Source organism: Ruegeria sp. BI11, from assembly GCF_056538005.1.
Map to the genome: position 1 here is coordinate 197,305 of NZ_JBQFSM010000008.1, position 26,293 is coordinate 223,597.

Consider the following 26,293-nt stretch of genomic DNA (forward strand, 5'->3'; position numbering starts at 1 on the left):
ACCCAAAATCGCGATTTAATCCGCGCGGCCGCAAATCGATGCGCAGCGCGTTTAGCGCAAGATCGACAAAAAATCTCGAATTCAAAACTGCAACGATGCGATTCAAGCCAGTTGATACAGCCGGACCGATAGGGGGTGATGAAAGTCGCGTGCTGGGTGCAAAAAAACGCGTCAGCCAGAAAAGGGAAGAAACACGCGAATTAATGGAAGAACTATGGAGAATTTTCCAGTTAGGATTTGGTGGAGCCTAGGGGAGTCGAACCCCTGACCTCTTGCATGCCATGCAAGCGCTCTCCCAACTGAGCTAAGGCCCCATCTAGTTACTGCCGAAGCAGTGGACGGACGTTTATGAGACGGCGGCGGCGAGTGCAAGACCAAAAATGGAAAATGCCAAAAAGTTTCCGACCCGCGTCCGGGGTGGGCATGAGGCGACGCGGGGCCGCCTCTGACCGGTATTAGTTTTCGTCTTCCGACGACATGTCGGTGATATCGTCCAGCGAGACGTTATCGTTGTCGTCGTCGTCATCGTCCAGCAGATCATCGTCCAGATCGACATCGACATTGTCGTCATCATCCAGAACCAGATCCTCTTCCGACGCGTTCTCACGCGCTTTGGCCGAGGCCGCATCTTCTGCATCCGCGGCGATCATCCGGCTTTTGCCGGTTTCAAGCTCCACGATCTCGCCAGTGTAGGGGCTAACGATCGGGTCCTTGTTCAGGTCATAAAACCGCTTACCGGTTGTCGGGCAAACGCGCTTTACGCCCCATTCTTCCTTGGGCATGTGAAATCCCCTTGATATCAGGTGAGTCGTATCAACGATTCAGGTCACGTGCCACATGCAGCGGGCACTGTCAAAGCCTTTGCGCAGGAGAAACAGGCATATGGGAGATCACGCACTGCCCGGGAGGCCTCCGGTGCCGCTGACGTTGCGCAAATCGGCGCGGGCACGGCGGATCAGCCTGCGGATTTCCCAATTGGACGGACGGGTTACGTTGACCTACCCGCAAGGCGTTCCCGAGGCCGAAGCGCTAAGTTTCGCGCGCACCAAGGAAGAGTGGATACGTCAGCACCTGCTGGACCGTCCTGATCCAGCAGTGGTTCAGTTTGGGCAGACCATCCCGATTGAAGGCATCGAGCGGCGAATCGTACCTGCCGGCGGGCGACGCGTGCTGTTGCGGGACAATGAGGTCGCGGTGCCCGAAGGGGCCGAGGCGCGGCGTCTGGTGCGGTTTCTCAAGGAATTGGCACGGGATCGCCTGACCGGGGCCTGCGATGATTATGCAGAGATGCTGGGGCGGTCGTATTCCAGCCTGACCATGCGCGATACGCGATCCCGTTGGGGGTCGTGTAGTTCCGCAGGCGGGCTGATGTTTTCCTGGCGGTTGATCCTGGCGCCATCCGAGATCCTGCATTATGTCGCCGCGCATGAAGTGGCACATCTGGTCGAGATGAACCATTCAGCCGCCTTTTGGGCACAGGTCGAGCGGATTTTCGGCGACTATCGCGATCAGCGACGTTGGTTGCGCGACAACGGGGCGCAGCTACATCAATACAGATTTGATGCCGCCCCGAGTTGACCCCAGGTTCATTTGTGATCACATGGGGGTATGTTGTCCGCACGTCCGACTGAATCCCACACTGCCACACATGACCGAGTCTATCGCGTTCTGCGCGCACGTATTATGCATGGAGAGATGGCACCGGGGCAGGCGCTGACCCTGCGCGGGATCGGAAAGGAATTCGGCGTCTCGATGACCCCCGCGCGCGAGGCCGTGCGCCGGCTGGCCGCCGAGGGGGCGCTGTTTCTGTCCACCTCGGGCCGAGTTTCGACCCCCGAGCTGACCAATGACCGGATCGAGGAACTGGCCGCTCTGCGCGCGCTGCTTGAGGTTGAACTGGCCAGCCGCGCTCTGCCGCGGGCGCATATGGCGCTGATCGACCGTTTGCAAAGCATCAACATGACCGTTGCCGAAATGGTCACCAAGCGCGATGCCGTCGGTTACATCCGATCCAACCTTGAATTTCACCGCACGCTGTATCTGCGGGCACAGGCCCCGGCGATGTTGGCGATTGCTGAAACCGTCTGGTTGCAACTTGGCCCTACTATGCGCGCGCTCTACGGTCGGTTACGGCGAACCGACCCGCCGCATAACCACAAGCTGATCATTGCCGCATTGCAGGCCGGGGACGAGCCCGGGTTGCGCTTGGCCGTCCGCTCGGACGTGACACAGGGCCTGCGATTACTGGTTAGCTGAGCGGCTTGTTGCCGAAGCCCGAAAATCGCATCTGATTAGTGTCGTCGTTCTGGTTTGGGGATTGGGTCTGGGCTAATCTGGGCCAAATCACAACAAGAGCAGATTTCAGCCATGATCAATCGACGGATATTTTCTTTGGGGCTCGGGTCAGCCCTTTTGACGGCCTGTTCCACGGGCTCCCCCACCAGCGACCCGGCATCACGGATGCGGCCTGTGCCCAACGCGGGGTGGGATGCGTGGGTGGCTGGTTTCAAGGGCCGCGCAGCGTCACAGGGAATTTCGCAGACAACTCTTAACCTGGCTTTTCAGGGGGCAGGGTATCTGCCGGATGTGATCGAGCGGGACCGCAATCAAGTCGAATTCAAGCGCTCGCTCGAGGATTATCTGGCCATCGCGGCCTCGGATGAGCGGATCGCAACCGGCAAGCAGATGCTGGTGCGCCATGCTGGAACGCTGTCGCAGATCGAGGCCAGGTATGGTGTCGACAAAGAAGTGATCGTGGCCGTCTGGGGCTTGGAAAGCCGCTATGGCGCGCGGCGCGGGGATGTGCCGGTGGTGTCTGCGGTGTCAACGCTGGCCTATGACGGGCGGCGCGGTGCTTTCTTCGAAAAGCAGCTGATTGCAGCCTTGAAGATCATACAAGAGGGCGACACAAGCCCGGCCAACATGACTGGCAGCTGGGCTGGGGCAATGGGGCACACGCAGTTCATTCCCACATCCTATCTGGCCTATGCGGTAGATTTCACCGGCGATGGGCGGCGGGATATCTGGTCCGAGGACCCGACGGATTCGCTTGCGTCGACCGCGGCCTATCTGGCGCGCGCTGGCTGGGTACGCGGGCAGCCCTGGGGCGGTGAGGCCGGGACGGTGTCCGGCGCTCCCGTGGCAGTGCTACAGCCGCAAAAGCCGGGGCCGCGTATCGCGGTTTTCCGCAATTTTCGGGTCATCAAACGCTATAACAACTCGGACAGTTACGCGATTGGCGTCGGGCATCTGTCTGACCGAATTGCAGGCGGTGCGCCGTTTCAGGCCTCGTTTGGGCCTGATGCGACGGGTCTGACGCTGGAAGATCGCAAGGACCTGCAGCGCCGCCTGACTTCGGCTGGTTACGATACACAGGGCGCGGACGGGGTGATTGGCAACAACACCAAATCCGCCATCAGCGCCTATCAGCGCGCCAGCGGCATGCCGGTGACCGGAGAACCCTCGGTCGCGTTGTTGCGTAGTCTGGGCGGCTGACGGTTTACGCCGCCAGCCCTTTCGAGCCGATATCGAGGAATTTCTGACGGCGGTCCTGAATCAGGGCCGCCGCATCCTTGCCGTCCAGTTCTTTCAACATCAGGGTAATGGCGTCCCGAACGGATTCGACAGTGGCAGGGCGATCGCGATGGGCACCGCCTTTGGGTTCCTGGATGATCAGGTCGCAAACGCCCAGCTTGTGCAGGTCTTGCGCGGTTAGGCGCAGCGCCTCGGCGGCTTCGCGCATCTTTTCGGCATCTTTCCAAAGGATCGAGGCGCAGCCCTCGGGCGAGATCACCGAATAGACCGAATGTTCCAGCATCGCGACTCGGTTTGCCGTTGCAAAGGCAACGGCCCCGCCGGACCCGCCTTCGCCGATGATCACCGACACCAGCGGCACGCCGATCTTCAGGCACATCTCGGTCGACCGCGCAATAGCCTCGGACTGACCGCGTTCCTCGGCACCTTTGCCGGGGTAGGCGCCTGCTGTGTCGATCAAGGTGATCACAGGCAGACCAAAACGACCGGCCATTTCCATCAGGCGCACGGCCTTGCGATACCCTTCGGGGCGGGCCATGCCGAAATTCCGTTCGATCCGCGATTTGGTGTCCGAGCCTTTTTCATGGCCGATCACCATCACCGGCTGATCGTTGAATCGGGCCAAACCACCGATAACGGCCAGATCGTCGGCAAAGTTCCGGTCGCCTGCCAGTGGGGTGAATTCCGTGAACAGCTCTTTGACGTAGTCTTGGCAATGAGGGCGGTCCGGATGACGTGCCACCTGGCACTTCCGCCACGGGGTCAGATCGCCGTACAGCTCTTCCAGCAGTTTGGCGGCCTTGGCGTCCAGCGCAGCGGCTTCTTCGGCCACGTCCATCTCTTCGTTGGCACGGGCCAGCGCGCGCAGCTCTTCTGCTTTGCCTTCAATCTCGGCCAGTGGTTTTTCGAAATCCAGATACTGGGTCATGACGCCTCTCAACGCGGAAGTTCCCTGCTATATGACCTGAGGTTGCCCGGGATGCAACTCAGCAAGATTTGTGGATGCGGAATATGCGACCACGGATGAGCAAAGAGAAGGAAGGGGTGGCAGTGTCAGCCAGCTATGAAAATCGCATACTGCGCGTTTTGGCATATATTCACGATAACCCCGCAGGGGACTTGTCGCTGGATGCGCTGGCCGACGTGGCTGCCATGTCGCGATTTCACTGGCATCGCGTGTTTCGCGCCCTGACCGGTGAGACCTGCGCGCAGGCGGTGCGCCGCATCAGGCTGCATCGTGCTGCCGTCGGGCTGGTGCGGTCCGACACGCCGATGGCACAGATCGCAACTGAAGTAGGCTATCCCAACCTGAATTCTTTCGCGCGAGCCTTTTCCGAGGCCTATGGCAGCAGTCCTGCTGCCTTTCGCAAGGCAGGTCAGTTCCTGCCCGCAAATCCACATTTCAGAACCGGAGAGTATCCAATGCTTCCTGTAACCATCCGTACCGAGCCTGCCCGTCGTGTTATCGCCCTGCCGCATAAGGGGGCTTATGCCCAGATTGGTAAAAGCTTTGAGGCCTTTGGCGCCTTGTGCGAATCCCGTCAGCTGTGGCCGCAAGTCGGCCCGGTGATCGGCATTTATCTGGACAGTCCTGACACGATACCTGTTGATGACCTACGGAGCTATGCTGGGGCCGAATACCGAGGTGATGATACGCCCGAAGGGATGGAGGCCATGCAAATTCCCGGAGGCAAAGCAGCCGTTCTGACCTTCAAAGGTCCGTATTCGGGGCTTGAGGCTGCCTATCACAGCCTGTTCGGAAACTGGCTGCCCGAGTCGGGCGAAGAGCCAGCGGATCAGCCGTGCTATGAAATCTACCTGAACGACCCGCGCAACACCGCACCCGAAGAGCTGCTGACCGAAATTTGCCTGCCCCTGAAATAGGTCAGTTCGGCCACAGAACAGGGTAAAGCGATGCAACCAGCAGCACCGCCATTGTCCAGTTGAACACCACCAGCCGGCGCGGGTTCGTCAGGATCCGCGCCATTTGCTTCCCTAACACGGTCCAGGTGCTGACCGATGGCAGGTTCACCGCTCCGAATATCAGCGCCACGATGACGATGGCTTGCAGCGTGTGATCTGGCGTATAGGCCGTTGTGGCCGTCAGGGCCATGGTCCAGGCCTTTGGGTTGACCCATTGAAAAGCAGCCGCCTGCAGAAAGGTCATAGGGTCGCCCTCGGCATCTTGGCCTTTTGTCGGGGCCGCATGCGCGATCTTCCAAGCGAGATACAGCAGATAAACGACCGATGCGAGTTTAAGCACCGTGTAGCTGATCGGATATCGGTCAAACACCTGCACCAGCCCGGCACCAACCAACAGCACCATGACAGTAAACCCCAGCCCGATACCCAACATATGCGGGATGGTTCGGCGAAACCCGAAATTGGCGCCCGAGGCCATCAGCATCAGGTTGTTCGGCCCCGGCGTGATGGACGAGACAAAAGCAAAGGCAATCAGGGCCAGAAGGATGTCATACGTCATGGCGCGGATAACCACTTATAAAATGGCAAATGAAATTGCGTTTTTGTGCGTGCCTACGATAGTTTCGCAATTAATGGCGAAGATTGATCAAATAAACCAACGAATATTGCGTGAGCTGACGCGCGACGGGCGTATCAGCAATCTGGAACTGGCGGATCGCGTTGGCCTTTCGCCCTCGGCCTGCCTGCGTCGGGTACAGGAACTTGAGCGCGCGGGCGTGATCGCCGGCTATCGCGCAGTGCTTAACCCGAAAGAACTGGGCGTGGGATTTGTGGGCTATATCGGTGTTGGATTGGGAGAGCACACCAAAGCCGCGCAGGAAGGTTTCGAACGCGCAGTGCAGCATGCGCCTGAAGTGATCGAATGCCACAACATAACCGGCACTATCGAATACTTGCTGCGCGTCGAATGCGCTGATCTTCGCGCTTATAAGACCTTTCACACCGAGGTGCTGGGAACACTGCCGCATGTGACATCGATCACCTCATATGTGGTGATGGACTCCCCCAAGGATATGCGCGCCTGAACTAGAAGATGTGAATTTTAACTGTCTTGCGGGGAAAATCCTCACATCCTACTGTCACAGCAATGGGAAAACCAAATGGGGACCAACCCCACTTATGCCGTCACAGGGAGATGATCATGAAACTTATCAAGGCCGCAGTTATTGCTGTTTCAATGGCGGTTGTTGCCGGGGCCGCTGATAGCGAACCGCTGAAGCTGAAACCTGCTAGCCCACAGCCCTCGGGGCTAAAGGCGGGGCTTGCTGTTGACTACGCTTGGCTTGGAAAGCCGCCACGCAAGATTGACACCATGAGCGAAGCTAAAAGCCTGTTGCAGGCAAGTGGCGCGCCAGGGCAGCCCCTGCGCGGACTGGATTACCGAGATGGAAGCAAGGGTGATCCCGTTATGACACACTCCGAGCACTACAATGTCGCTGCTGATATCCGTGGTTACATCAAATTTGATGCCCCGGGCATTTACCAGATCGAGACATGGTCAAATGACGGTTTGGACGCCAAGATCGGTGGGCAGAAGGTTGGATCAGCGGGCAGCAACCATCCGTGTGGCTCAAACCAATTGGTCGATGTCGAGGTTCCAAGTGCCGGTTGGTACGATCTGAGTATGATCTATTTCCAAAAATACGGCACGTCCTGCCTGATGATGAAATGGGCTAAGGATGGCGAGAAACTCTCGTGGGTTCCAAATAACGTTTTTGGCTATAAATGAAGATCTAAGCGGGGCGCAGTTTTGCGCCCCGTCTTGTTTTGCTTGTTTAGCCTGCGGCGATCAGTTCCGCCTGCGCCACAATCACCTCGGCCTGTTTGATCGAGGCGATATCGACCAGACGCCCTTTGTAAACGGTTGCGCCTTCGCCATTGGCTTTGGCCTGTTCCATCGCCGCCAGAATCTCGCGCGCCTCGGATACGGCTTCGTCCGACGGGGTGAAGACCTGATTGGCCAGCACGATCTGCTTAGGGTGGATCGCCCATTTGCCGACCATACCCAGCGTGGCCGAACGTTTGGCTTGTGCGATGTATCCCTCATCGTCTGAAAAATCACCGAATGGTCCGTCCACCGGCAACACGCCGTGGGTGCGGCATGCGGCGACAATGGCAGCTTGCGCCCAGTGCCACGGATCGGACCAGTGCTTTTCGCCTTCGCGCAGCATGTAATAGTTTTCCTGCGTACCGCCGATGCCGGTGGTCTGCATCCCCATCGAGGCCGCGAAATCCGCCGCGCCCAAGCTCATCGCTTGCATCCGGGGCGATGAGGCCGCGATTTCTTCGACATGTGCAATCCCGGCGGCGGATTCGATGATGACCTCGAATGAAATCGGTTTGGTGCGACCCTTGGCGCGCTCGATCGCAGTCACCAGCGCGTCCACAGCATAAACATCCGCGGCACAGCCAACCTTGGGGATCATGATCTGATCCAGACGGTCGCCGGCCTGTTCCAGTACATCGACCACATCGCGATACCAATAGGGGGTGTCCAGACCATTGATGCGCACGGACATGTACTTATTGCCCCAATCAACGGTGTTCAGCGCCTCGATCACATTAGCGCGGGCCGCGTCCTTGTCGGAAGGTGCCACCGAGTCCTCAAGATCAAGGTTGATCACATCCGCCGCTGATGCGGCCATTTTCGGGAACAGTTTGGTGTTCGATCCCGGCCCAAACAGCTGACAACGATTGGGGCGGGCGGGGGCGGCGGGTTGAAGGCGAAAGCTCATCTGGACCTCGTGCGAGAAATGAAATTACAATTTTCCTGCTCATTGGGGTATTAAATTGCGCACTCATGCGCAAGCACCTTTGTGCAGCTGCGGCAATGCATTCGCAGCATTTGCCGTTCGAGACGATCAAAATGGTGATTAAAGTTTAATCACTGTGAAAACTTGAAAGATACTTGCAGAAAATAGCAAATGGGCGCGAAATTATCCTGCCAACGATGAATATGCCGGGTGAAAACGCAAAGCACTCGCCAAGAGCGTCACCTAGGTTGTGCCGGAATCAAAGGAGAGCACCGCAATGATCGAGACACCGTACCTGCTGTTTTTGGGCGATGCGCCCGACCAATTGGCGGCCAAAGTGGCAGTTGGAATCAAAGACTGGCGCCCGGAAAATGCCGTGGGCCAATACCGGATGGAAGGCTGCAAGGCAGATCTGGGCCTGACTGACATGACCCTGACCGAAGCGAAAGAGGCCGGTGCAAAAACCCTGGTCATCGGCGTGGCCAATCGCGGCGGCGTGATCAGCCAGGAATGGAAAAAAGTACTGGTGATGGCGCTTGAGGAAGGTTTTGATCTGGCGTCGGGCCTGCACAATCTGCTGAGCGACGAACCCGATCTGGTTGCTGTGGCCGAGGCCACTGGCCGCAAGCTGCACGACGTGCGCGTGCCCGAGGTCGATTATCCGATCGCCAATGGCATCAAACGCAAGGGCAAGCGCTGCCTCGCCGTGGGCACCGATTGCTCAGTTGGCAAGATGTACACTGCCATGGCAATGGATGCCGAGATGCGCAAGCGTGGCATGAAATCCACTTTCCGTGCCACGGGTCAGACCGGCATTCTGATTACTGGTGACGGTGTCCCTCTGGACGCTGTTGTCGCTGACTTCATGGCCGGTTCGGTCGAATGGCTGACACCGGACAATGATGAGGACCACTGGGACCTGATCGAGGGGCAGGGTTCGCTGTTCCACGTTTCCTATTCGGGTGTCACCATGGCTTTGATCCACGGTGGTCAACCGGATGCGCTGATCCTGAGCCACGAGCCCACCCGTGAGCATATGCGTGGCTTGCCCACCTATCAGCTGCCTACGCTGGAAAAGCTGCGCGACACCGCGCTGGCACTGGGCAAGGTTGCGAACCCCGACTGTCAGGTCGTGGGTATTTCGGTAAACACCCAGCACATGAGCGAAGCGGACGCGGTCGACTATCTGGCCAAGGTTGAAGCGGATATGGGTCTGCCCGCAACCGACCCGTTCCGTTTTGGTTCGGGTAAGCTGGTCGACGCGCTGGCCGCGTTGTGATCAAAAGACCCCGCTGGAGAATCTTCTGGCGGGGGCATTTAGAATAGATAAAGGAGCGGGTGCGTGCAGATTGACGTCTCTCGTGATGTATTTCGGCTAGCGCAGGTCTTTACGATTTCGCGCGGGTCGCGAACCGAAGCGAACGTGCTGACCGTACACGTGTCAGATGGCACATATCAGGGGTGGGGCGAATGCGTTCCCTACGCCCGGTATAATGAAACGTTGGAGTCGGTTGAGGCCGAGATCGCCGGTCTGCCAGATACGTTTGATCGCACGCAGTTGATGGACTTGCTGCCCGCCGGTGCAGCCCGCAATGCCGTAGACTGTGCGCTCTGGGATCTTGAAGCGAAACGCGCCGGAAAACGCGTATGGGAACTGGCCGGGTTGCCAGCGCCGCTCCCTGAGATTACCGCATACACTCTGTCGCTGGATACACCGGAAAAGATGCAGGCACAGGCGGCCGAAAATGCGTACCGCCCCCTGTTGAAGATCAAGTTGGGCACGCCGGACGACATGCCACGGCTTGAAGCCGTGCGCGCAGGTGCACCTGACGCCAAGATCATTGTCGACGCCAATGAGGGGTGGTCGGCCGAAGTCTATGCCGATCTAGCACCGCATCTGGTGCGGCTGGGCGTTGCACTGGTCGAGCAGCCTCTGCCCGCAGGGGAAGATGACGCGCTGATCGGGATGGATCGCCCGGTTCCGGTATGTGCCGATGAATCCTGCCACGACCGCAGCAGCCTGCCAGCGATGAAGGGCAAATATGACGTGGTCAACATCAAGCTCGACAAGACCGGTGGCCTGACCGAGGCGCTTGCCCTACGTGAACAGGCGCTGGCCGAAGGCTATCGCGTGATGGTTGGGTGTATGGTCGGCAGCTCTTTGGCGATGGCTCCTGCGACCCTTCTGGCGCAGGGTGCGATGGTAACGGACCTTGACGGCCCGCTTCTGTTGGCCGAAGACCGCGACAACCCGCTGAATTTTGATGATGCCGGAGTGCACCCGCCAGTGGCGGAACTTTGGGGCTGAGGAGACAAAATATGACCCGTACCGTTTACGTGAATGGTGAATACCTGCCTGAAACCGAAGCTAAGGTTTCCATTTTTGACCGTGGTTTCCTGTTCGCAGACGCCGTTTACGAAGTCACCAGCGTTCTGGATAGCAAGTTGATCGATTTCGAAGGCCATGCCGTGCGCCTCAAGCGGTCTCTGGACGAACTCGAGATGGCTGAGCCCTGCACCAAGGAAGAGCTGCTGGAAATTCACCGCAAGCTGGTCGAACTGAACGGTATCGAAGAGGGTTTGGTTTATCTGCAGGTCAGCCGCGGATCGGATGGCGACCGGGATTTCGTGTTCCCTTCGGCTGATACAAAGCCCAGCCTGGTTCTGTTCACACAGAATAAACCGGGTCTGGCCGATAGCCCGGCGGCGAAAAAGGGTGCCAAGATCATCTCTATCGAAGATATCCGCTGGGGGCGCCGTGACATCAAGACCGTGCAGTTGCTGTACCCGTCGATGGGCAAGATGATGGCCAAGAAAGCAGGCTGCGACGATGCGTGGCTGGTCGAAGATGGCTACGTCACCGAAGGCACCAGCAACAACGCGTACTACGTCAAAGACGGCAAGATCGTCACCCGCCCGTTGTCGAACGACATTCTGCACGGCATCACCCGTAAGGCCGTTCTGCGCATGGCGGCTGAGGCGCAGATGGAAGTCGAAGAGCGTCTGTTCACCATCGATGAGGCGAAAGAGGCGGACGAAGCCTTCACCACCTCGGCCAGCGCCTTTGTCATGCCTGTGGTCGAAATTGACGGCGTTACACTGAGTGACGGAACCCCGGGCCCGATCGCCAAGCGGCTGCGTGAGATTTATCTGGACGAAAGCCGCAAGGCAGCGATCTAAAGAAAAGGCCCGCCGGATTGGCGGGCCTTTTTCATTCTAGACGCTAGTCCTTTTTCCCGACATTTTCTTCAAACGCGACATTGAAGGCGGCCTGTTTCTCGGGGCTGGCATCGGTCTGATAGTTGGCCTTCCACTCATCCATGGTCATGCCGTAGAAAATCTGACGGGCTTCATCCTTGCCCATCTCGATGCCCTTCTCATTGGCCGCTTCCTGATACCAGCGCGACAGGCAGTTGCGGCAGAACCCGGCCAGATTCATCATGTCGATATTCTGAACGTCGGTGCGGTCTTCCATCAGGTGCTTTTGCAACCGGCGGAACGCGGCGGCCTGAAGTTCGATTTCGGTTTGCTTATCCATTGTCGGGCTCCCACTGAGTGTCGTTTTGCCTGACCTAACAATCCAAAAGCTCTGTTACAACAAACAGGAAGGGCCAACAGGCCCTTCCCAGCGATGGATTTCGGTTTTATGCCAGCTTTAGGGCCAGCCACGGCATCAGGCAAAAAACGATTGTCAGGATCTTGTAGTTCGCCAGATACCTGAAATAGGCCCTTTTTGCATCGGCCGGTTCCATCTGGAACATCCGGCCGTGTATGCCCGCAGCCCAGTCCTGCAGGGCTACAATCAACAGTGTAGATAACGCCAAGAGGGCAAAGTTAAGGACCGTCATCCAGCCGAAGACGGTCGTCAGGAATTCCTGAGTCATGGTCGTCTCCTTTCCCCTAATATATGGGGGTGGCGGGATGGTCTCACAACAATGTGAGCCCATGAATCGACCGCGTTTGACCTTACGTCACAGGCCGCTTTCGCCCAAAGCGTCCTGCAGGATCACGGCCAGACGTTCAGCCCATTCACGCTGTCCGGCGTTTTCGGCAATCAGATCATTGCGCAGTTCGATCAAGGCGTTAGGGCGGCCATGCGTTGTGCAGTGGCGGTCAATGGCGTCGCCGGGTAGCACGCCGGTATAGGGCTCATTGACACCGACACACAGGTCAGCTTCGGCCTCAAGCCGGTCGATCAATGGGCGCGAGAACCGTTCATCCGGGGTGTGCAGCACACCGATATGCCACGGGCGCGGGTCGCGGCCCCGCAGTTGGCGGGTGAAGGAATGCATCGACACGATCACCGCATGCGGCAGCCCCGCCATGCGCTCCAGCGCATCGTGATAAGGGCGGTAGCACATGTTCAGACGCCGTTCACGCTCGGCCTCGTCGGCGTGGCGGTTGCCGGAGATGATTGAACCGTCATAGAGCTTCATCAGCAGGGTCGGATCATCCTCGCCCCGGTTCGGGTCAATCACCAGGCGTGAGAAATTGGCGGCAATGACGGGCGCATTCAGGATCTCTCCCAAATGCTTTGATACCTCATAAGCACCCACGTCATAGGCGATGTGACGCTCCATATCCTCGCGCGGCAGGCCGAGGTCTCCGCCGTTGATTTCGGGCGGCACTGTGTTGGTTGCGTGGTCGCATGTGATCAACCAGCGCGAAGGGCGATCAGCGCCATGGATAAAAAACGGGGAATACGTCATAAGCCTGTCATCTAGTTTGTCGCAGGTGTAGGGCAGTTGCTTCGGAAAGGGAATTGCGCAATAAGCAGCTTGAAGCAATGTTTGCGGTAACATTTGCGCGACACAGATAGAAGACGTGAGGAGAGCAAGACCAATGCGACGCCTGAGAAATGTAAAAATCGTGGCGACGCTGGGACCGGCGTCTAGTGATTATGACACCATTCGTGCGCTGCACGAGGCAGGTGCGGATGTGTTTCGCCTGAACATGAGCCATGGCAGCCATGATGAGATCCGGGAACGCCATCAGATCATCCGGCAGGTGGAAAAGGACCTGGAAAGCCCGATTGCCATTTTGGCTGACCTGCAAGGGCCCAAATTGCGAGTCGGTGAGTTCGCGAATGACGCGGAAGAACTGGAAGTGGGTGCGGCATTTCGTTTGGATCTGGATCCCGCGCTGGGCGACGGCAGTCGCGTTTGCCTGCCGCATCCTGAAATTTTCGCCGCATTGGAACCGGGCGCGCGCCTATTGGTCAATGACGGTAAAATACGTCTGATCGTTCAGGATTGTGGTCAGGATCATGCCAATTGCACGGTTGAGGTCGGGGGTACAATCTCGGACCGCAAAGGCGTGAACGTACCGGACGTTGTGCTTCCATTGGCTGCGCTGTCGGCCAAGGACCGGGACGATCTGGAGTTCGTTTGCCAGTTGGGCGTCGACTGGTTGGGGCTAAGTTTTGTGCAGCGCGCCAAAGACGTGTTCGAAGCCCGCGCGCTTGCCGATGGCCGCGCGTCGATCCTGTCCAAGATCGAAAAACCTGCGGCGGTCGAGGCATTTGAAGAAATCCTTGATGCTTCGGACGGGATCATGGTCGCTCGTGGCGACCTGGGGGTTGAACTGCCGGTTTCAGCAGTGCCGCCAATCCAGAAACGTCTGGTCAGGCGGTGTCGTGCTGCGGCCAAGCCGGTGATTGTGGCTACTCAAATGCTGGAGAGCATGATCGAAAGCCCGATGCCCACGCGGGCCGAGGTTTCGGACGTGGCGACCGCCATCTATGAAGGCACTGACGCCATCATGCTCAGCGCGGAATCGGCGGCGGGATCGTATCCGATCGAAGCTGTGCAGACCATGAACAAGGTCGCAATCGAGGTCGAGGCCGACCCGACCTACACACAGATCATCTCGGCATCGCGCACCGCCAAAGGCACGACGATTGCCGACGGGATCGTGGCCGCCGCGCGTGAGATTGCCGAAAAGACGGATATCAAAGCCATCTGCTGCTTTACCCAAAGCGGCACCACGGCCCTGCTGACCGCACGGGAACGCCCCGGTGTGCCAATTATCGCCATGACGCCGGCTACCGGAACTGCGCGGCGTCTTTGCCTGAGCTGGGGCTGCCATTGCGTGATGACGCCCGAGCTTGAGCGGTTCAAGGGTGCCGTGGTCAATGCTGCCCGCGCTGCCCGCGCCGGTGGGTTCGCGTCTGAGACCGACCAAATCGTGGTTACCGCCGGTGTGCCGTTCAATGTGCCCGGAACCACCAATATCCTGCGTATCGCTCCTTGTGACGAACGCCTGATCTACAACACAGATCCGGGTTGATGCACTTGCTCTAACATAGACGTTCTCTCGGGGCCCAAAGGGCGTTTGTCACGCGACAGGGCTCTTCACGATCTCCATTACGGTAAATGAGCTGGTCTGGTGAATTCCAGGCAGCTTATTTATCTTCTCACCAAGTATATCGCGGAAGTGCGTGATATCCCGGGTACGGACCGTCAGGAGATAGTCAAACGATCCCGCCACCATTAAACAGCTTTCAATTTCTGGAATGTCACGGACAGCGTCATTGAACCTGCCCAGAGATTGCTCGGCCGTTGCGGCCAGTGAAACCTGCACCACCGTGACCAAGGCCAGCCCCATTCGTTCTTTATCGACAATGGCACAATAGCCTTTGATGAACCCGTTTTTTTCCAAGCGCTTGACCCGCTCGGAACAGGGGGTATTGGTCAGGTTTACACGTGCCGCAAGATCGACGATCGACAACCTTCCGTTGATTTCCAGCTCTTGCAGGATGCGTTGGTCGATTTTGTCCAATTCTCTGTTGATCAGTAAAAATCCCTGAAATTTTAGCGCAAGACGACATTTTTCACTGAATATAGACTAAAATAATCCCCAATTCCTAGTGATTTTTCCTGATACTTATCTGAAGGCAGCTGCGTCAATGTGTTCCAAGTTTGGCTGTCTTGTCGAGGGCACGGGCCTCGACCCAACGAAAAAAAATTGGAGAACCGACATGACAACAAAAATTGTCATAGGACTGGACGGGACAGAGACCGGGGAGCGCGCGATCGCCTTTGCCAAGGATTTGGCTGGGCGCATCGGCTCATGTGAGTTGCTTGTGGTTTATGTAATCGAATGGTCCCCATTTACCTTTCAGACACCGGAAGAAAACGCGCTGCGGCACAAACGGCGCGAGGAAGAGGTCGCATTGGCCACGACCCGGATTGTCACCCCTGCGGTGGACGCGCTAAACGCGGCCGGTTTCACGGCGCATGGCATTGTGCGCCATGGTGACGTGGCCGAAACGCTGAACGCGATCACGGTCGAAAACGGCGGCACTCAGATCGTCGTCGGGCGCGCCTCGGCGGACGGGTTCAAGAAACGGCTCTTTGGCAGCTCGACCCAGAATCTGGTCATGCATGCCGATGTACCGGTCACCGTTGTGAATTGAGGGGAGTGACGAGAATGAATAGGATTAAACAACTGGGCATGGCCACAGCGGCCGCCCTGTTCGCTAGCCCTGCACTGGCCCAAGATGCGCCGGGTCTGGACGACAAGATCAACCAAGCCTTCGCTGATTTCACCGGGCCGTTCGTTAGCTTTATCTTTGCCCCGTTCCCGGGCACCGGCTTCCCCTGGATCGTGGGATGGCTGGTGGTCGCGGCCACTGTGTTCACGCTGTATTTTGCCTTTGTGCAGCTGCGGTTCTTTAGCCACGCGATCAGCCTTGTGAAAGGCGACTATTCCGATCCCAATGACGCGGGTGAGGTCAGCCACTTTCAGGCGCTGGCCACGGCGCTTTCAGGGACGGTCGGTTTGGGCAACATCGCTGGTGTGGCGGTGGCTGTCGGGATCGGTGGGCCGGGTGCCACGTTCTGGATGATCGTCGCGGGCTTGCTGGGCATGGCGTCGAAATTCACCGAATGTACGCTCGGCGTGAAGTATCGTAACGAATACGATGACGGCACCGTTTCTGGTGGTCCGATGTATTACATGTCCAAAGGCTTCAATGAGTTGGGCCTACCGGGCGGTAAAATTCTGGCCGTTCTGTTCTCGATCTTCTGTATTCTTGGCGCTTTGGGCGGGGGCAACATGTTCCAGGCCAATCAGGCGCACCAACAGATTGCGGGCATCGTCGGAGATTATCCGGGTTGGATCACCGGTTTGGTCTTTGCCGGTATCGTGTTTGCAGTGATCGTGGGCGGCTTGAAATCCATCGCACGCGTGACCGAAAAGGTCGTGCCGTTCATGGGGGTTATGTATGTGGCGGCGGCGCTGGTGATCATCATCATGCACGCAGATCAGATCGGTTGGGCCTTTGGCCAGATCTTCGCAGGTGCCTTCACCGGTCTTGGCGTTGCAGGCGGTATGGTGGGCGCGCTGATCCAGGGCTTCCGTCGTGCGGCGTTCTCGAACGAGGCGGGCGTTGGTTCTGCGGCGATTGCACACTCGGCGGTACGGACAAAGGAGCCGATTACCGAGGGCTTCGTGTCGCTGCTTGAGCCCTTCATCGATACGGTTGTGATCTGTACCATGACTGCGCTGGTGATCATCATCACCCAGCAGCTGCTCATAGATCCGGAAACAGGCCTTTATATGCTGACCGAAGACGGTTCGGGTATTGCCACAGTTGACGGTAACTCGGGCGTTAGCCTGACATCTGCGGCCTTTGGCAGCGCCTTTAGCTGGTTCCCGTATGTTCTGGCGATTGCGGTGGTCTTGTTTGCCTTCTCGACCATGATCAGCTGGTCCTACTACGGCCTCAAGGCCTGGACCTACCTGTTTGGCGAAGGTCACACCAAAGAGCTGGTCTTCAAGATCATCTTCTGCGTCTTTGTTGTGATTGGTGCAGCGGCCAACCTTGGCCCGGTCATCGACTTCTCGGATGCGGCGATCTTTGCCATGGCGGTTGTGAACGTCTTTGCGCTCTACTTCCTGATGAAGGTGGTGCGGGAAGAGCTGGCCAGCTACGCGGCACGCCTGAAGAGCGGCGAAATCCGCAAATTCGGCCATTAATCCAAACCACCGGGGCGGCAATTGTCGCCCCGGTGCCTGACCACCCTGTGAAAAGCACAGATTCTGGTCAAAACCCCCTTGCCAGTATGGAAGAACTTGCGTAAACGGCGCTTCTGATCGCGTGACCGGCCGAGATGGCATGCCGAGTCGCGTTTGAAACCGAACCCCGAAAGGAGACGGAAATGCCTAAGATGAAGACAAAGTCGAGCGCTAAAAAGCGCTTTAAGGTGACTGCGACCGGTAAGGTCCTTGCTGGCCAGGCCGGCAAACGGCACGGCATGATCAAGCGGACCAAGAAGTTCATCCGCGACGCCCGTGGCAACACCACCCTGTCCGCCCCCGACGCCAAGATCGTCAAGGGCTACATGCCCTACGACCGCTAAGAGGAGATTAAGAGATGTCCCGCGTTAAAGGTGGAACCGTAACTCACGCCCGTCATAAGAAGGTCATCAAGGCTGCCAAAGGTTACTATGGCCGCCGCAAGAGCACCTTCAAGGTTGCCCGTCAGGCCGTCGACAAGGCCAACCAGTACGCAACCCGCGACCGTAAGAACCGCAAGCGTAACTTCCGCGCGCTGTGGATCCAGCGTATCAACGCTGCCGTGCGTTCGCATGACGAAGCACTGACATATTCCCGCTTCATCAACGGCCTGAACCTGGCCGGTATCGAAGTGGACCGCAAAGTTCTGGCCGACCTGGCCGTGCACGAACCGGAAGCGTTCGGCGCGATCGTCGCCAAAGCTCAGGCCGCTCTGGCTGCCTGATCCTCTTTTCAGAGAGACAGTGAAAGAAAGGCCGTCCCATTTGGGGCGGCTTTTTTTAATTATACGTGTATTGAATGGGTTTTCGCGGTTTTGTCTGAAAACAACACTTTCAAATTTGGCAGTCAGACAGGGCTGGAATCACATTGCGTAATTGTTATTAGTCACGTCTTGAAGGCCGGGGAAAACGCCGCGTTCAGCGTTCCGGTCATTCGGATTATCCGGACACCTGAGTTGATCTAAGGTATCCGATGAGGCTTGAGCAGGTGAAAAAATGGTTGCCATCAGCAACAAGTACAAGTTCATTTTTCTAAAGTCCCGGAAAACGGCTGGTACAAGCATCGAGGGCGCATTGCTCCCGTTTTGTACAAGGCCGGAGGATGATCGGCTGCTTGGTCCGTCGGACGGTCGCGATGCTGATGGCACCTATCGCGGGCCCGCCCCCAAAGGTTGGAGACCCCATATCCCTGCTGAACGCGTTCGCCGGCGACTGGGCCCCGAAAAGTGGGAAACATATTTCCGGTTTACCGCTGTTAGAAACCCTTTTGATCGGGTGGTTTCTCATTTCTTCTGGCTTCGCCGCGAGGCTGATATTGTTCAGTCTCACGATTTTGATGAGGTGCGTGCAGCGTTCCGACAGTTTTGTGTGCGACCCCGTTATGCGACAGACAGCGATATCGTCACGATCGGCGATAAATTTGTCGCTCAGGATGCGATACGGTACGAATGCCTGGCAGATGATTTGACGCGCATGGCCCGGAAACTGGGCTTCGAAAGGCCCTTGGAACCGTTGCCTGAGTTCAACAAGGGTATTCGCAAATGGGGCGATGTACCCGTCGCGGATTTCTACGATGAGGCCTCAATCGACGCGGTGAAACGCTCGATGAGCTGGGTTTTTGATAACTTTGACTATTCAGAAGACCCAAGAGATGCGCGTATTCCAGAAATCTGCGTTTGAAGACCTTTCAGCGGTATCAAGTTTCGTGCCTCATAGAGTCTAGAGATCTACTTGTCGCCGTCCTTTTTTACCAATTGCGCCGCAAAGGCCACACCCGTGCCCGGCCCGGCATAGGTGACCATGATCACGTCATCCAGATAGACGCCGTGGAAAATCCCTGACGAGACATCGTCGCCCGATATCCCGGCTTCAGCCAATACGAACCGGGTAGGGTCGTCTAGACTGAAGGTGCCCATCGCCTCTTCGACAATCCATTCCTTGTCTCCAATGCGCCGCCAGCGGTTTGTGGCGGTGATCAGATTGCCGTCCAGTTTGGTGACTTCCAGTTCCATCTCGGTTTGCAGCAGGCCTTTTTTGTGGTTCGGGTTCGATTTGGCGAAGGCCACCAGATAGGTGCCATGCCACGTGCCGACGATCTGAGGGAAACCGCTGCCATCTTCGGCGTTGGCCGGGGCCGCCACGGCCAACACAAGAGCGGCGGCAATGCTGCGGAAAAGGTTGAGTGCCATGGGCTGATCTCCTGCTAAGGGTGCCATCAGGCTATCCGAGTTCAGGAAAATGGCAAACCATTGCGTTGAAACAAAAAAACCGGCGCATTGAGCGCCGGTTTCCATAGGTTCGTTGAGGCGATTTAGCCGAACACGCGACCCAGCGCGCCATCAACGGCGTCGGTGATCTGGTCAATGTCATCCGCCGTCGCGATCAGCGCAGGCGAGAAGCACAGCGTGTTGTTGCGGCTGGGAATCGAGCGGTTGGTCGCACCAATGATCACGCCCTGCGCCATACAATCGGCCACAACGGCCTGAACCTTTTTCTCGTCCATCGGCTCTTTGGTCGAGCGATCGGCAACCAGTTCTGCGCCCAGGAACAGGCCTTTGCCGCGCACGTCGCCGATGACCTTGTGTTTTTCCATCAGCGCCTGCAGGTTACCCAGCATGCGGTCACCCATGTCGGTGCAGTTCTGCAGCAGGTTCTCGTCCTGAATGATGCGCATGTTTTCAACTGCGGCCGCCGGACCCGCGGTGCAGCCACCAAAGGTAGAGATGTCGCGGAAGTAGCTCATCGGATCAGCTGCGTCGTCCTTGAACATGTCAAAGACTTCCTCGGTGGTGACCATGCAGGCAATCGCCGCATAGCCCGAGGCAACGCCTTTGGCCATGGTCACGAAGTCCGGCTTGATGCCATACTGCTGATAGCCGAACCAGGTACCGGTACGACCGACGCCGCAGACCACTTCGTCGATATGCAGCAGCACGTCGTACTTCTTGCAGATTTCCTGCACGCGCTGCCAATAGCCCTCGGGCGCTTCGATCACGCCGCCGCCTGCAGTTACCGGCTCAAGGCACAGGGCGCCAACGGTGTCGGGGCCTTCGCGCAGGATGACCTCTTCAATCTGATCCGCAGCCCAAACGCCAAAGTTCTCTTCGGGCGCACCGTCCAGCTCGTGCTTGCGGTATTCCATGCAGTGGGGAACGCGCACGAAGTCAGGCGCAAAGGGGCCGTACTGCGCGGTACGCTCGTCCTGACCGCCTGCCGACATGGTCGCCAGGGTCGAGCCGTGATAGTCGCGGTCGCGGTACAGGATTTTGGTCTTCTTGCCGCCATAGCGCTTATGCGCGATCTGACGGACCATTTTGAAGGCCTTCTCGTTCGCTTCAGAGCCCGAGTTGGTGTAATACACCCGGCTCATGCCCGGCATTTTGTCGATCAGCATTTCGGCAAAGATCGAACCAGGAATCGAACCTGCGGTATTGGCGAAATAGCACAGCTTCATCAGCTGGTCGTAGACCGCCTTACAGATTGATTCGCGGCCATAGCCGACGTTGACGGTCCAGACACCACCGGACACGGCGTCCAGATGCTCTTTGCCCTTTTGATCCCAAACGCGCATGCCTTTGCCTTCGACAATGATGCGTGGGTCATTGGTTTCAAAGGGTTTATGCTGGATCAGGTGGTGCCAGATGTGGGCGCGGTCAGCTTCGACTACGCGGGAAAGATCGTTTTCGTTGAACGTGCCGTCCATGACATGTCCTTTCAATAAAGCTCGTTGCACGGATTGCAGGGGCTATCCCGAACCGGCAGATGTTTTCGATGGCTCAGATCACCTTGAATGGCCTGTCGGAGATAGGGCCAGATTGCACCATCCCGTATTGCCAGTCCATTCCTAAGAGGTATTTTTACGGGTTTGTCAGACGCTCAACTTTATGCTCAATTCGCGCAAATCGCGATTGGGAGGATCAGCGGATGGGAGCCACAGAGATTTACGAGCGTCATCTGGACAAATGCCGGGCCAACTATGTGCCCTTGTCCCCGCTGAGCTTTATTGAGCGTACTGCGCAGATTTACCCTGATTACCCGTCAGTCGTTTACGGCGATCGTCGATATAGCTGGGCCGAAACTTACTCGCGGTGCCGTCGTCTGGCGGGTGCATTGGCCGCCCGTGGAATCGGACAGGGCGACACGGTGTCGATCATCGCCGCCAATATCCCCGAGATGTATGAGGCGCATTTTGGCGTACCCATGGCTGGTGCCATTCTGAACGCAATCAACACGCGTCTGGATGCGGCGATCATCGCCTTCATCCTGAACCACGCGGAGGCCAAGGTGCTGCTGATCGATCCCGAATTTTCCGGTGTGGTGAAAGAGGCGCTGAAACAGGTCGACCATGACCTACTGGTCATTGATATCGAAGACACCAGCTTTGAGGGCGGGGAAAAGCTGGGCGACCTGACCTATGATGCGTTACTGGCTGAAGGTGATCCGGAATTCGACTGGTCTTTGCCCAAAGATGAATGGGACGCGATCACGCTGAATTATACGTCAGGGACTACGGGCAATCCCAAAGGCGTAGTCTATCACCACCGGGGCGCAGCGCTGAACGCGCAGTCGGACTTGCTGGACTGGGATATTCCGAAACACGCGGTCTATTTGTGGACCTTGCCGATGTTCCACTGCAATGGCTGGTGTTTCCCTTGGGCAATGGCGGCCAATGCAGGCGTTTCAGTTTGTCTTCGCGCAGTCCGGGCCGAGCCGATCTATGCAGCGTTCCGGGATGAGAAGGTCACGCATTTCTGCGGCGCACCGATTGTTCTGAACATGCTGGCCCACGCGCCGGATCACCTGAAGGACTTCGATCATCAGATCAAGGTGATGACAGCAGGTGCCCCGCCGCCTGCCGCCGTGATCGAGGCAATGGAAGACATGGGGGTCGAGGTGACCCATGTTTATGGTCTGACCGAAACATATGGCCCGTCGGTCGTCTGCGCCTGGAAAGAAGAATGGAACACCAAGGGTGCGCAAGAGCGCGCGGCGCTGAAAGTCCGGCAAGGGGTGCGTTATTCGGCCCTGTCGGGCCTGATGGTGGCTGACCCTGAAACGTTGGAACCCGTACCTGCCGATGGCGAAACCATGGGTGAGATTTTCATGCAGGGCAACGTAGTGATGAAAGGCTATCTAAAAAACCCTGACGCAACAGATAAAGCTTTTAACGGCGGTTGGTTTGCCTCGGGCGATTTGGGCGTGATGCATCCCGACGGCTATATCGCGCTCAAGGACCGATCCAAGGACATCATCATTTCAGGGGGTGAGAATATCTCGTCCGTCGAGGTGGAAGGCATCCTGTATAAACACCCGGCGGTGATGGAGGCCGCTGTTGTGGCGCGGCCTGACGAAAAATGGGGTGAAACCCCTTGTGCCTTTGTCGAGCTAAAGCCTGATGCCACCGCGACCGAAGCCGAGCTGATTGCGTTCTGCCGGGACAACATGGCCCATTTCAAAGCGCCCAAGACGGTGGTGTTCGGAACCTTGCCCAAAACATCGACCGGCAAGGTCCAGAAATTCGTGCTGAGGGATCAGGCGCGAGAGCTGTCCTAAGCGCCCATTTTGTCAAATATCGACAGGTTCAGTTCTAGCATTTCACCCATCCAAATGGCCCGGTCCCGGTGATCCTCAAGGTGCTGGCCGGTCTCGGGGTGGGTGAAGATGGTCAGACCCTGCCGGTTCAGCATCAGCCACGGAATGACCTGATCGAATACGTCAGGCGCAAAGGCCAATTGGCAGCTCCAGCGGGGGTGCGGACCGACATTGCGTTCATGCACACGACCCATTTCAACGGGAAACAGCCGCGCGGCGTCTTCGCATACTTGCCGCGCGACATCCACCGTGTCGGCGTCAAAATAGACATGGGCGTGATAGCCGGTGATCTCGGGCATGGTGACCTCATCCATCTGTTTCACAGACAGCCTAAATCGAACTTACAGCCATTCCTACCCGCACCCACACACAAACCCTGTGCACGGGTTCAGGCCGTGGCGTGTGCCTCTGGATGCGCGGCGGCAAAGGCAGGGTGTTCGGCGCAAATGGCTTCGACCGCAAGGATGCGGGGCAGGTCCGATAGGTCGACCTGCCAGCGGCGTCCGTTATACAGCTGCGGCATCAGGCACAGATCGGCCAGACCGGGGCTGCTGCCTGTGCAATAGGGAGTTTGGTCAAATTCCGCCAACAGAGCTTCAAATGCCAACAACCCGGGTCGGATGAAGTGGCGCATCCAATCGCCCGGCATTCCGGCAGCCCCGTTGCTGAGCGTTGTGGCATATTGCGCTACAGAAAGGTTGCAGACCGGGTGGATATCCACAGCGATCGAATGTGCCAGCGCTGCCGCTTTGGCGCGCATTGCAGGCTCAGCCGGCAATAGGCCCAGCCCCCGGCTTTGATCCAGATAATCGATGATTGCCAAGGATTGCGTAAGCCGAAGCCCGTCAATGTCCAGCACCGGCACTAACCCTTGTGGGTTGCGCGCCAGATGGTCCTGCGATTTCTGATCCCCGGCTTTCAGGTCAACAGAAACCGGGCGATAGGCGATCCCTGCCAGATTCAGCGCGATGCGCACCCTGTAGCTGGCCGATGAGCGCCGATAGTCAAACAGAACCACCTCACCCATGGTATTAGCTGTCCCTGAGCGCTGCTGCTTCAACGGCCTGGTTTAGTACGCCGCTGTCTCCAATATGGTTGGCCAGCACCAGCACCAAACGTGCGTTCAGCGCGTCGCTTGCGGATTTGTCTAACCCATCATGAGCGGCCAGCAAGCCAGCATAGAAATCATCTGCATTGTCTAGATTTGGTGTGAGGATCAGATCAGCCATTTTCTTACTCCTTGCCGGTGGCCCGGCGGATTGCCTGCCGGAATGCGTTTTCTTCGAAACTGTCACGCCGCGCGGCGACATGCTGGTCGGGGCGGATCAGATAGACCGCACTGGGGGCATCTCCCAGATACCGGCGCTTGAGCTCCAGCGTCAGGTCATCCTTGACCGACAACGCAAACCGAGTGGCTTCAACTCCGTCTTCTTCGACCCGTTCGGGGGCATCGGCATCAATGGTCAACAGGGTGAACTTGCCCGCCAGCTTTGGCAACAGGAATTCATCGCCCAGCGGCGCATCCGGACAGGCCGAACCTGGCCGCGTGATGTCCGGCCCGTTCAGCGCATCCGCAGAGCTGAGTGAAGATCCCTGATAGGTGCAGGGCGTGCTCAGCCGTCCGGAATTGACCAGAGGACGGGCGAATTCGAAATGCTCGCTGAGGTCCAGAACTGCATCCCGCATCAGTCGCGACATCTGGGATTTCGGCGTAATGAAATCGGTCGAGCGGCTAGACTTTGCGATATTCTCGTCCGCAGCCTGCACTCTTTCGCGGCTGTAGCTGTCCAGCAGAATTTCGGGCGCTTTGCCGTCCAGAACCAGTTTCAGCTTCCAGCAAAGGTTATCTGCATCCTGTATCCCCGTATTGGCCCCCATCGCACCGAACGGGCTGACCTGATGGGCACTGTCGCCTGCAAACAGTACGCGCCCATAGCGGAAACGTTCCATCCTGCGGCACTGGAATGTATAGATCGACACCCATTCCAAGTCGAAATCCACATCCTCGCCCAGCATCGCCTTAAGACGCGGGATGACATTCTCGGGGCGCTTTTCGCGCTCTTTGTCGATGTCCCAGCCCAATTGCAGGTCGATACGCCAGACATTGTCGGGCTGCTTGTGTAACAGCGCCGATTGTCCGCGATTGAACGGAGGGTCGAACCAGAACCAGCGCTCGGTGGGGAATTCGGCCTCCATAACCACATCGGCGATCAGAAAGTTGTCTTCGAAGACGCGCCCGTCGAAATCCAGGCCCAGCATCCGGCGGGTCGGAGAGTTGGCCCCATCACAAGCAATCAACCATTCGGCTTCGACGTTATAGGGACCTTCGGGGGTTTCGACCTCAAGCGCTACGTGACTGTCATGGGTGCCGATGGCCTCAACCTTGTTGCGTCCACGGATTTCGATGGGCGCGCCTGCGGCCTGCAACTGGTGCACACGGTCGACCAGAGCGTTTTCGAAATAGTATTGCTGAAGGTTTATGAAGGCCGGGTTCGCATAGCCTGTGTCGGGCTGCAGGTTGAATTCGTAAACCTGACGGTTGTCGAAAAAGACCTTGCCGACATTCCATTGAACGCCCTTGCCCACCATCGGGTTTCCAGCGCCTAGACGGCCAGCAATATCGAGCGTCCGTTGCGAAAAGCAGATGGCTCGGCTGCCAAAGCTGACCTTGTCATTGTCATCCAGCACCACGACCTCGACTCCTTGCTGCGCCAGATCTATGGCTGTAGCCAACCCGACCGGCCCTGCGCCGATCACGATTACTTTGTGTCGAACAGCAGTGGCGGCGTCCTGATCAGGGCTGCGGTCGTAGGCATAGAGTGGGACTTCGAAAATCTTGTTCATGGGTTCTCCCCCGATGCATATGCGCGCAAGGCGCAGAAATCCTGTCCCCCGGCGCGGCCACGCCCGAGGCCTTGCCTGATGCTTTCACTGATTTTTCCTGCGTAAAACGATTTGGATCAAATGCGACGGTTTGTCCTTAGATATTCAGTTTTGCCCACATCCAAGGATCGCGCTGGGTTTCGGATCGCCCTCAGCCGGGAAGGCAAAGAGGCCCTCGCCAATTTCAGAGAATGAGGCCATGTTCTCTGAAAGGGCCGATTGTCAGGCGAAGGCCTCACTCATCAGTGTGCCTCCGGCAGGGTTTTGACCAGCTCAGGAGTGTTCTGCGCCGTGTCATGTTGCATATCGGCGGTGAACCTGGGCGGGGCTTATTTATCTGCGGCAAAAGCCTAATGGCTGAACCCGATGGTCAAAACCGGAGAAACAACAGGAGTTTTCAGGGTACGTCTGTTTCAATCACATCAGGGCGCGTTTCATCGTGTATATGGCTTATCGAGTGCTGGCATGATTGTTCCTGAGCAGTTTCCGAATCCGATAGTGTATCCGTTGCCTTTGGCTTTGCCTGTC

Annotated in this window: 30 protein-coding genes and 1 tRNA gene; 16 read left to right on the forward strand and 15 right to left on the reverse strand. The window is 57.5% G+C overall.

Going from position 1 to position 26,293, the window contains the following annotated elements:
* Window positions 1–238 precede the first annotated feature (238 nt).
* Both ACR0DT_RS17485 and ACR0DT_RS17490 read right to left on the reverse strand, forming a co-directional pair.
* A tRNA-Ala gene (locus ACR0DT_RS17485) sits at window positions 239–314 on the reverse strand.
* Between the two features lie 141 nt (window positions 315–455).
* Window positions 456–782: a TIGR02300 family protein gene (locus ACR0DT_RS17490; RefSeq protein WP_420586179.1), complete on the reverse strand. Its 327-nt coding sequence runs from the start codon at window positions 780–782 to the stop codon at window positions 456–458.
* 100 nt (window positions 783–882) lie between these two features.
* Between ACR0DT_RS17490 and ACR0DT_RS17495 the strand changes: the two genes are divergently transcribed.
* From ACR0DT_RS17495 to ACR0DT_RS17505, 3 genes are all read left to right on the forward strand, one after another.
* Entirely contained in the window at window positions 883–1,578 is a 696-nt protein-coding gene (locus tag ACR0DT_RS17495) for a M48 family metallopeptidase (RefSeq protein WP_480711983.1), read from the forward strand.
* Window positions 1,579–1,608: 30 nt separating this feature from the next.
* On the forward strand, window positions 1,609–2,256 hold the full coding sequence (locus tag ACR0DT_RS17500) for a GntR family transcriptional regulator (RefSeq protein WP_480711984.1): 648 nt from the start codon (window positions 1,609–1,611) through the stop codon (window positions 2,254–2,256).
* A 111-nt stretch (window positions 2,257–2,367) separates the two neighbouring features.
* Complete coding sequence (locus ACR0DT_RS17505) at window positions 2,368–3,495, forward strand: lytic murein transglycosylase (protein WP_480711985.1); 1,128 nt, start codon at window positions 2,368–2,370, stop codon at window positions 3,493–3,495.
* A gap of 4 nt (window positions 3,496–3,499) precedes the next feature.
* On the opposite strand, the gene ACR0DT_RS17510 is transcribed toward ACR0DT_RS17505, so the two are convergent.
* The gene (locus tag ACR0DT_RS17510) at window positions 3,500–4,462 is read right to left on the reverse strand and encodes an acetyl-CoA carboxylase carboxyltransferase subunit alpha (protein ID WP_058282938.1); all 963 of its coding nucleotides are present in this window, start codon (window positions 4,460–4,462) and stop codon (window positions 3,500–3,502) included.
* A gap of 122 nt (window positions 4,463–4,584) precedes the next feature.
* Here ACR0DT_RS17510 and ACR0DT_RS17515 point away from each other — a divergent pair, with 122 nt between their 5' ends.
* Window positions 4,585–5,418, forward strand: coding sequence for an AraC family transcriptional regulator (locus tag ACR0DT_RS17515; protein ID WP_480712011.1), 834 nt, complete (start codon window positions 4,585–4,587; stop codon window positions 5,416–5,418).
* 1 nt (window position 5,419) lies between these two features.
* Here ACR0DT_RS17515 and ACR0DT_RS17520 read toward each other — a convergent pair whose 3' ends face one another.
* On the reverse strand, window positions 5,420–6,016 hold the full coding sequence (locus ACR0DT_RS17520; RefSeq protein WP_480711986.1) for a LysE family translocator: 597 nt from the start codon (window positions 6,014–6,016) through the stop codon (window positions 5,420–5,422).
* 73 nt (window positions 6,017–6,089) lie between these two features.
* Here ACR0DT_RS17520 and ACR0DT_RS17525 point away from each other — a divergent pair, with 73 nt between their 5' ends.
* Entirely contained in the window at window positions 6,090–6,542 is a 453-nt protein-coding gene (locus ACR0DT_RS17525) for an Lrp/AsnC family transcriptional regulator (RefSeq protein WP_480711987.1), read from the forward strand.
* Window positions 6,543–6,658: 116 nt separating this feature from the next.
* Entirely contained in the window at window positions 6,659–7,246 is a 588-nt protein-coding gene (locus ACR0DT_RS17530; protein WP_480711988.1) for a PA14 domain-containing protein, read from the forward strand.
* Window positions 7,247–7,292: 46 nt separating this feature from the next.
* Here the strand turns inward: ACR0DT_RS17530 and ACR0DT_RS17535 are convergent, their stop codons facing one another.
* On the reverse strand, window positions 7,293–8,252 hold the full coding sequence (locus ACR0DT_RS17535; RefSeq protein ID WP_480711989.1) for an L-malyl-CoA/beta-methylmalyl-CoA lyase: 960 nt from the start codon (window positions 8,250–8,252) through the stop codon (window positions 7,293–7,295).
* Window positions 8,253–8,547: 295 nt separating this feature from the next.
* Between ACR0DT_RS17535 and dgcN the strand changes: the two genes are divergently transcribed.
* The 3 genes from dgcN (at window position 8,548) to ACR0DT_RS17550 (ending at window position 11,450) form a co-directional block, all read left to right on the forward strand.
* Window positions 8,548–9,549: an N-acetyltransferase DgcN gene (dgcN, locus tag ACR0DT_RS17540; RefSeq protein ID WP_480711990.1), complete on the forward strand. Its 1,002-nt coding sequence runs from the start codon at window positions 8,548–8,550 to the stop codon at window positions 9,547–9,549.
* Window positions 9,550–9,612: 63 nt separating this feature from the next.
* Complete coding sequence (gene dgcA, locus ACR0DT_RS17545) at window positions 9,613–10,578, forward strand: N-acetyl-D-Glu racemase DgcA (protein WP_480711991.1); 966 nt, start codon at window positions 9,613–9,615, stop codon at window positions 10,576–10,578.
* Between the two features lie 11 nt (window positions 10,579–10,589).
* Window positions 10,590–11,450, forward strand: coding sequence for a D-amino-acid transaminase (locus tag ACR0DT_RS17550; RefSeq protein WP_480711992.1), 861 nt, complete (start codon window positions 10,590–10,592; stop codon window positions 11,448–11,450).
* Between the two features lie 43 nt (window positions 11,451–11,493).
* On the opposite strand, the gene ACR0DT_RS17555 is transcribed toward ACR0DT_RS17550, so the two are convergent.
* From ACR0DT_RS17555 to ACR0DT_RS17565, 3 genes are all read right to left on the reverse strand, one after another.
* Window positions 11,494–11,808: a DUF1244 domain-containing protein gene (locus tag ACR0DT_RS17555; RefSeq protein WP_480711993.1), complete on the reverse strand. Its 315-nt coding sequence runs from the start codon at window positions 11,806–11,808 to the stop codon at window positions 11,494–11,496.
* Between the two features lie 106 nt (window positions 11,809–11,914).
* On the reverse strand, window positions 11,915–12,154 hold the full coding sequence (locus tag ACR0DT_RS17560) for a DUF6868 family protein (RefSeq protein WP_480711994.1): 240 nt from the start codon (window positions 12,152–12,154) through the stop codon (window positions 11,915–11,917).
* 87 nt (window positions 12,155–12,241) lie between these two features.
* Window positions 12,242–12,979 carry an N-formylglutamate amidohydrolase gene (locus ACR0DT_RS17565; RefSeq protein WP_480711995.1) on the reverse strand — a complete coding sequence of 246 codons (738 nt, stop codon included), beginning with the start codon at window positions 12,977–12,979 and terminating at the stop codon, window positions 12,242–12,244.
* 133 nt (window positions 12,980–13,112) lie between these two features.
* On the opposite strand from ACR0DT_RS17565, the gene pyk reads away from it, so the two are divergent.
* On the forward strand, window positions 13,113–14,558 hold the full coding sequence (gene pyk / locus ACR0DT_RS17570; protein WP_480711996.1) for a pyruvate kinase: 1,446 nt from the start codon (window positions 13,113–13,115) through the stop codon (window positions 14,556–14,558).
* Window positions 14,559–14,606: 48 nt separating this feature from the next.
* Here pyk and ACR0DT_RS17575 read toward each other — a convergent pair whose 3' ends face one another.
* Window positions 14,607–15,050, reverse strand: a complete 444-nt coding sequence (locus ACR0DT_RS17575; RefSeq protein WP_480711997.1) for an Lrp/AsnC family transcriptional regulator — start codon at window positions 15,048–15,050, stop codon at window positions 14,607–14,609.
* A 199-nt stretch (window positions 15,051–15,249) separates the two neighbouring features.
* Between ACR0DT_RS17575 and ACR0DT_RS17580 the strand changes: the two genes are divergently transcribed.
* From ACR0DT_RS17580 to ACR0DT_RS17600, 5 genes are all read left to right on the forward strand, one after another.
* A complete protein-coding gene (locus ACR0DT_RS17580; RefSeq protein ID WP_480711998.1) occupies window positions 15,250–15,687 on the forward strand; it encodes a universal stress protein in 438 nt (145 codons plus the stop codon).
* A 14-nt stretch (window positions 15,688–15,701) separates the two neighbouring features.
* Window positions 15,702–17,252: an alanine/glycine:cation symporter family protein gene (locus ACR0DT_RS17585; protein ID WP_480711999.1), complete on the forward strand. Its 1,551-nt coding sequence runs from the start codon at window positions 15,702–15,704 to the stop codon at window positions 17,250–17,252.
* A 182-nt stretch (window positions 17,253–17,434) separates the two neighbouring features.
* Window positions 17,435–17,635 (forward strand): 50S ribosomal protein L35, encoded by a 201-nt coding sequence (gene rpmI, locus ACR0DT_RS17590; RefSeq protein WP_010443552.1) that lies wholly within the window; start codon window positions 17,435–17,437, stop codon window positions 17,633–17,635.
* Between the two features lie 14 nt (window positions 17,636–17,649).
* Complete coding sequence (gene rplT, locus ACR0DT_RS17595; RefSeq protein ID WP_008756009.1) at window positions 17,650–18,015, forward strand: 50S ribosomal protein L20; 366 nt, start codon at window positions 17,650–17,652, stop codon at window positions 18,013–18,015.
* A gap of 271 nt (window positions 18,016–18,286) precedes the next feature.
* Window positions 18,287–18,970, forward strand: a complete 684-nt coding sequence (locus tag ACR0DT_RS17600) for a sulfotransferase family 2 domain-containing protein (protein WP_480712000.1) — start codon at window positions 18,287–18,289, stop codon at window positions 18,968–18,970.
* Window positions 18,971–19,017: 47 nt separating this feature from the next.
* Here ACR0DT_RS17600 and ACR0DT_RS17605 read toward each other — a convergent pair whose 3' ends face one another.
* Both ACR0DT_RS17605 and ACR0DT_RS17610 read right to left on the reverse strand, forming a co-directional pair.
* Entirely contained in the window at window positions 19,018–19,479 is a 462-nt protein-coding gene (locus ACR0DT_RS17605) for a hypothetical protein (protein ID WP_480712001.1), read from the reverse strand.
* A 122-nt stretch (window positions 19,480–19,601) separates the two neighbouring features.
* Window positions 19,602–20,993, reverse strand: coding sequence for an aminotransferase family protein (locus ACR0DT_RS17610; RefSeq protein ID WP_366551990.1), 1,392 nt, complete (start codon window positions 20,991–20,993; stop codon window positions 19,602–19,604).
* Window positions 20,994–21,214: 221 nt separating this feature from the next.
* On the opposite strand from ACR0DT_RS17610, the gene ACR0DT_RS17615 reads away from it, so the two are divergent.
* Entirely contained in the window at window positions 21,215–22,843 is a 1,629-nt protein-coding gene (locus tag ACR0DT_RS17615) for an acyl-CoA synthetase (RefSeq protein ID WP_480712002.1), read from the forward strand.
* Here the strand turns inward: ACR0DT_RS17615 and ACR0DT_RS17620 are convergent.
* From ACR0DT_RS17620 to ACR0DT_RS17635, 4 genes are all read right to left on the reverse strand, one after another.
* Window positions 22,840–23,181, reverse strand: coding sequence for a DOPA 4,5-dioxygenase family protein (locus tag ACR0DT_RS17620; protein ID WP_480712003.1), 342 nt, complete (start codon window positions 23,179–23,181; stop codon window positions 22,840–22,842). The two genes, ACR0DT_RS17615 and ACR0DT_RS17620, sit on opposite strands and share 4 nt — an antisense overlap.
* 89 nt (window positions 23,182–23,270) lie before the next feature.
* Window positions 23,271–23,909: a maleylacetoacetate isomerase gene (gene maiA / locus ACR0DT_RS17625; RefSeq protein ID WP_480712004.1), complete on the reverse strand. Its 639-nt coding sequence runs from the start codon at window positions 23,907–23,909 to the stop codon at window positions 23,271–23,273.
* 4 nt (window positions 23,910–23,913) lie between these two features.
* The gene (locus ACR0DT_RS17630) at window positions 23,914–24,111 is read right to left on the reverse strand and encodes a DUF2783 domain-containing protein (RefSeq protein WP_480712005.1); all 198 of its coding nucleotides are present in this window, start codon (window positions 24,109–24,111) and stop codon (window positions 23,914–23,916) included.
* A 4-nt stretch (window positions 24,112–24,115) separates the two neighbouring features.
* Window positions 24,116–25,726, reverse strand: a complete 1,611-nt coding sequence (locus tag ACR0DT_RS17635; RefSeq protein WP_480712006.1) for an FAD-dependent oxidoreductase — start codon at window positions 25,724–25,726, stop codon at window positions 24,116–24,118.
* Window positions 25,727–26,293: the final 567 nt, after the last annotated feature.

Bases quoted from the DNA above. Each gene is read 5' to 3' on its own strand.
- ACR0DT_RS17510 (WP_058282938.1), bottom strand. From the start codon at position 4,462: ATGACCCAGTATCTGGATTTCGAAAAACCACTGGCCGAGATTGAAGGC.
- maiA (WP_480712004.1), bottom strand. From the start codon at position 23,909: ATGGGTGAGGTGGTTCTGTTTGACTATCGGCGCTCATCGGCCAGCTAC.
- ACR0DT_RS17530 (WP_480711988.1), top strand. From the start codon at position 6,659: ATGAAACTTATCAAGGCCGCAGTTATTGCTGTTTCAATGGCGGTTGTT.
- dgcN (WP_480711990.1), top strand. From the start codon at position 8,548: ATGATCGAGACACCGTACCTGCTGTTTTTGGGCGATGCGCCCGACCAA.
- ACR0DT_RS17580 (WP_480711998.1), top strand. From the start codon at position 15,250: ATGACAACAAAAATTGTCATAGGACTGGACGGGACAGAGACCGGGGAG.
- ACR0DT_RS17630 (WP_480712005.1), bottom strand. From the start codon at position 24,111: ATGGCTGATCTGATCCTCACACCAAATCTAGACAATGCAGATGATTTC.
- ACR0DT_RS17610 (WP_366551990.1), bottom strand. From the start codon at position 20,993: ATGGACGGCACGTTCAACGAAAACGATCTTTCCCGCGTAGTCGAAGCT.
- pyk (WP_480711996.1), top strand. From the start codon at position 13,113: ATGCGACGCCTGAGAAATGTAAAAATCGTGGCGACGCTGGGACCGGCG.
- ACR0DT_RS17555 (WP_480711993.1), bottom strand. From the start codon at position 11,808: ATGGATAAGCAAACCGAAATCGAACTTCAGGCCGCCGCGTTCCGCCGG.
- ACR0DT_RS17500 (WP_480711984.1), top strand. From the start codon at position 1,609: ATGTTGTCCGCACGTCCGACTGAATCCCACACTGCCACACATGACCGA.
- ACR0DT_RS17585 (WP_480711999.1), top strand. From the start codon at position 15,702: ATGAATAGGATTAAACAACTGGGCATGGCCACAGCGGCCGCCCTGTTC.
- ACR0DT_RS17535 (WP_480711989.1), bottom strand. From the start codon at position 8,252: ATGAGCTTTCGCCTTCAACCCGCCGCCCCCGCCCGCCCCAATCGTTGT.
- ACR0DT_RS17615 (WP_480712002.1), top strand. From the start codon at position 21,215: ATGGGAGCCACAGAGATTTACGAGCGTCATCTGGACAAATGCCGGGCC.
- ACR0DT_RS17560 (WP_480711994.1), bottom strand. From the start codon at position 12,154: ATGACTCAGGAATTCCTGACGACCGTCTTCGGCTGGATGACGGTCCTT.
- ACR0DT_RS17505 (WP_480711985.1), top strand. From the start codon at position 2,368: ATGATCAATCGACGGATATTTTCTTTGGGGCTCGGGTCAGCCCTTTTG.
- ACR0DT_RS17605 (WP_480712001.1), bottom strand. From the start codon at position 19,479: ATGGCACTCAACCTTTTCCGCAGCATTGCCGCCGCTCTTGTGTTGGCC.
- rpmI (WP_010443552.1), top strand. From the start codon at position 17,435: ATGCCTAAGATGAAGACAAAGTCGAGCGCTAAAAAGCGCTTTAAGGTG.
- rplT (WP_008756009.1), top strand. From the start codon at position 17,650: ATGTCCCGCGTTAAAGGTGGAACCGTAACTCACGCCCGTCATAAGAAG.
- ACR0DT_RS17635 (WP_480712006.1), bottom strand. From the start codon at position 25,726: ATGAACAAGATTTTCGAAGTCCCACTCTATGCCTACGACCGCAGCCCT.
- ACR0DT_RS17495 (WP_480711983.1), top strand. From the start codon at position 883: ATGGGAGATCACGCACTGCCCGGGAGGCCTCCGGTGCCGCTGACGTTG.
- ACR0DT_RS17490 (WP_420586179.1), bottom strand. From the start codon at position 782: ATGCCCAAGGAAGAATGGGGCGTAAAGCGCGTTTGCCCGACAACCGGT.
- ACR0DT_RS17525 (WP_480711987.1), top strand. From the start codon at position 6,090: ATGGCGAAGATTGATCAAATAAACCAACGAATATTGCGTGAGCTGACG.
- ACR0DT_RS17520 (WP_480711986.1), bottom strand. From the start codon at position 6,016: ATGACGTATGACATCCTTCTGGCCCTGATTGCCTTTGCTTTTGTCTCG.
- ACR0DT_RS17565 (WP_480711995.1), bottom strand. From the start codon at position 12,979: ATGACGTATTCCCCGTTTTTTATCCATGGCGCTGATCGCCCTTCGCGC.
- ACR0DT_RS17600 (WP_480712000.1), top strand. From the start codon at position 18,287: ATGGTTGCCATCAGCAACAAGTACAAGTTCATTTTTCTAAAGTCCCGG.
- ACR0DT_RS17620 (WP_480712003.1), bottom strand. From the start codon at position 23,181: ATGCCCGAGATCACCGGCTATCACGCCCATGTCTATTTTGACGCCGAC.
- ACR0DT_RS17550 (WP_480711992.1), top strand. From the start codon at position 10,590: ATGACCCGTACCGTTTACGTGAATGGTGAATACCTGCCTGAAACCGAA.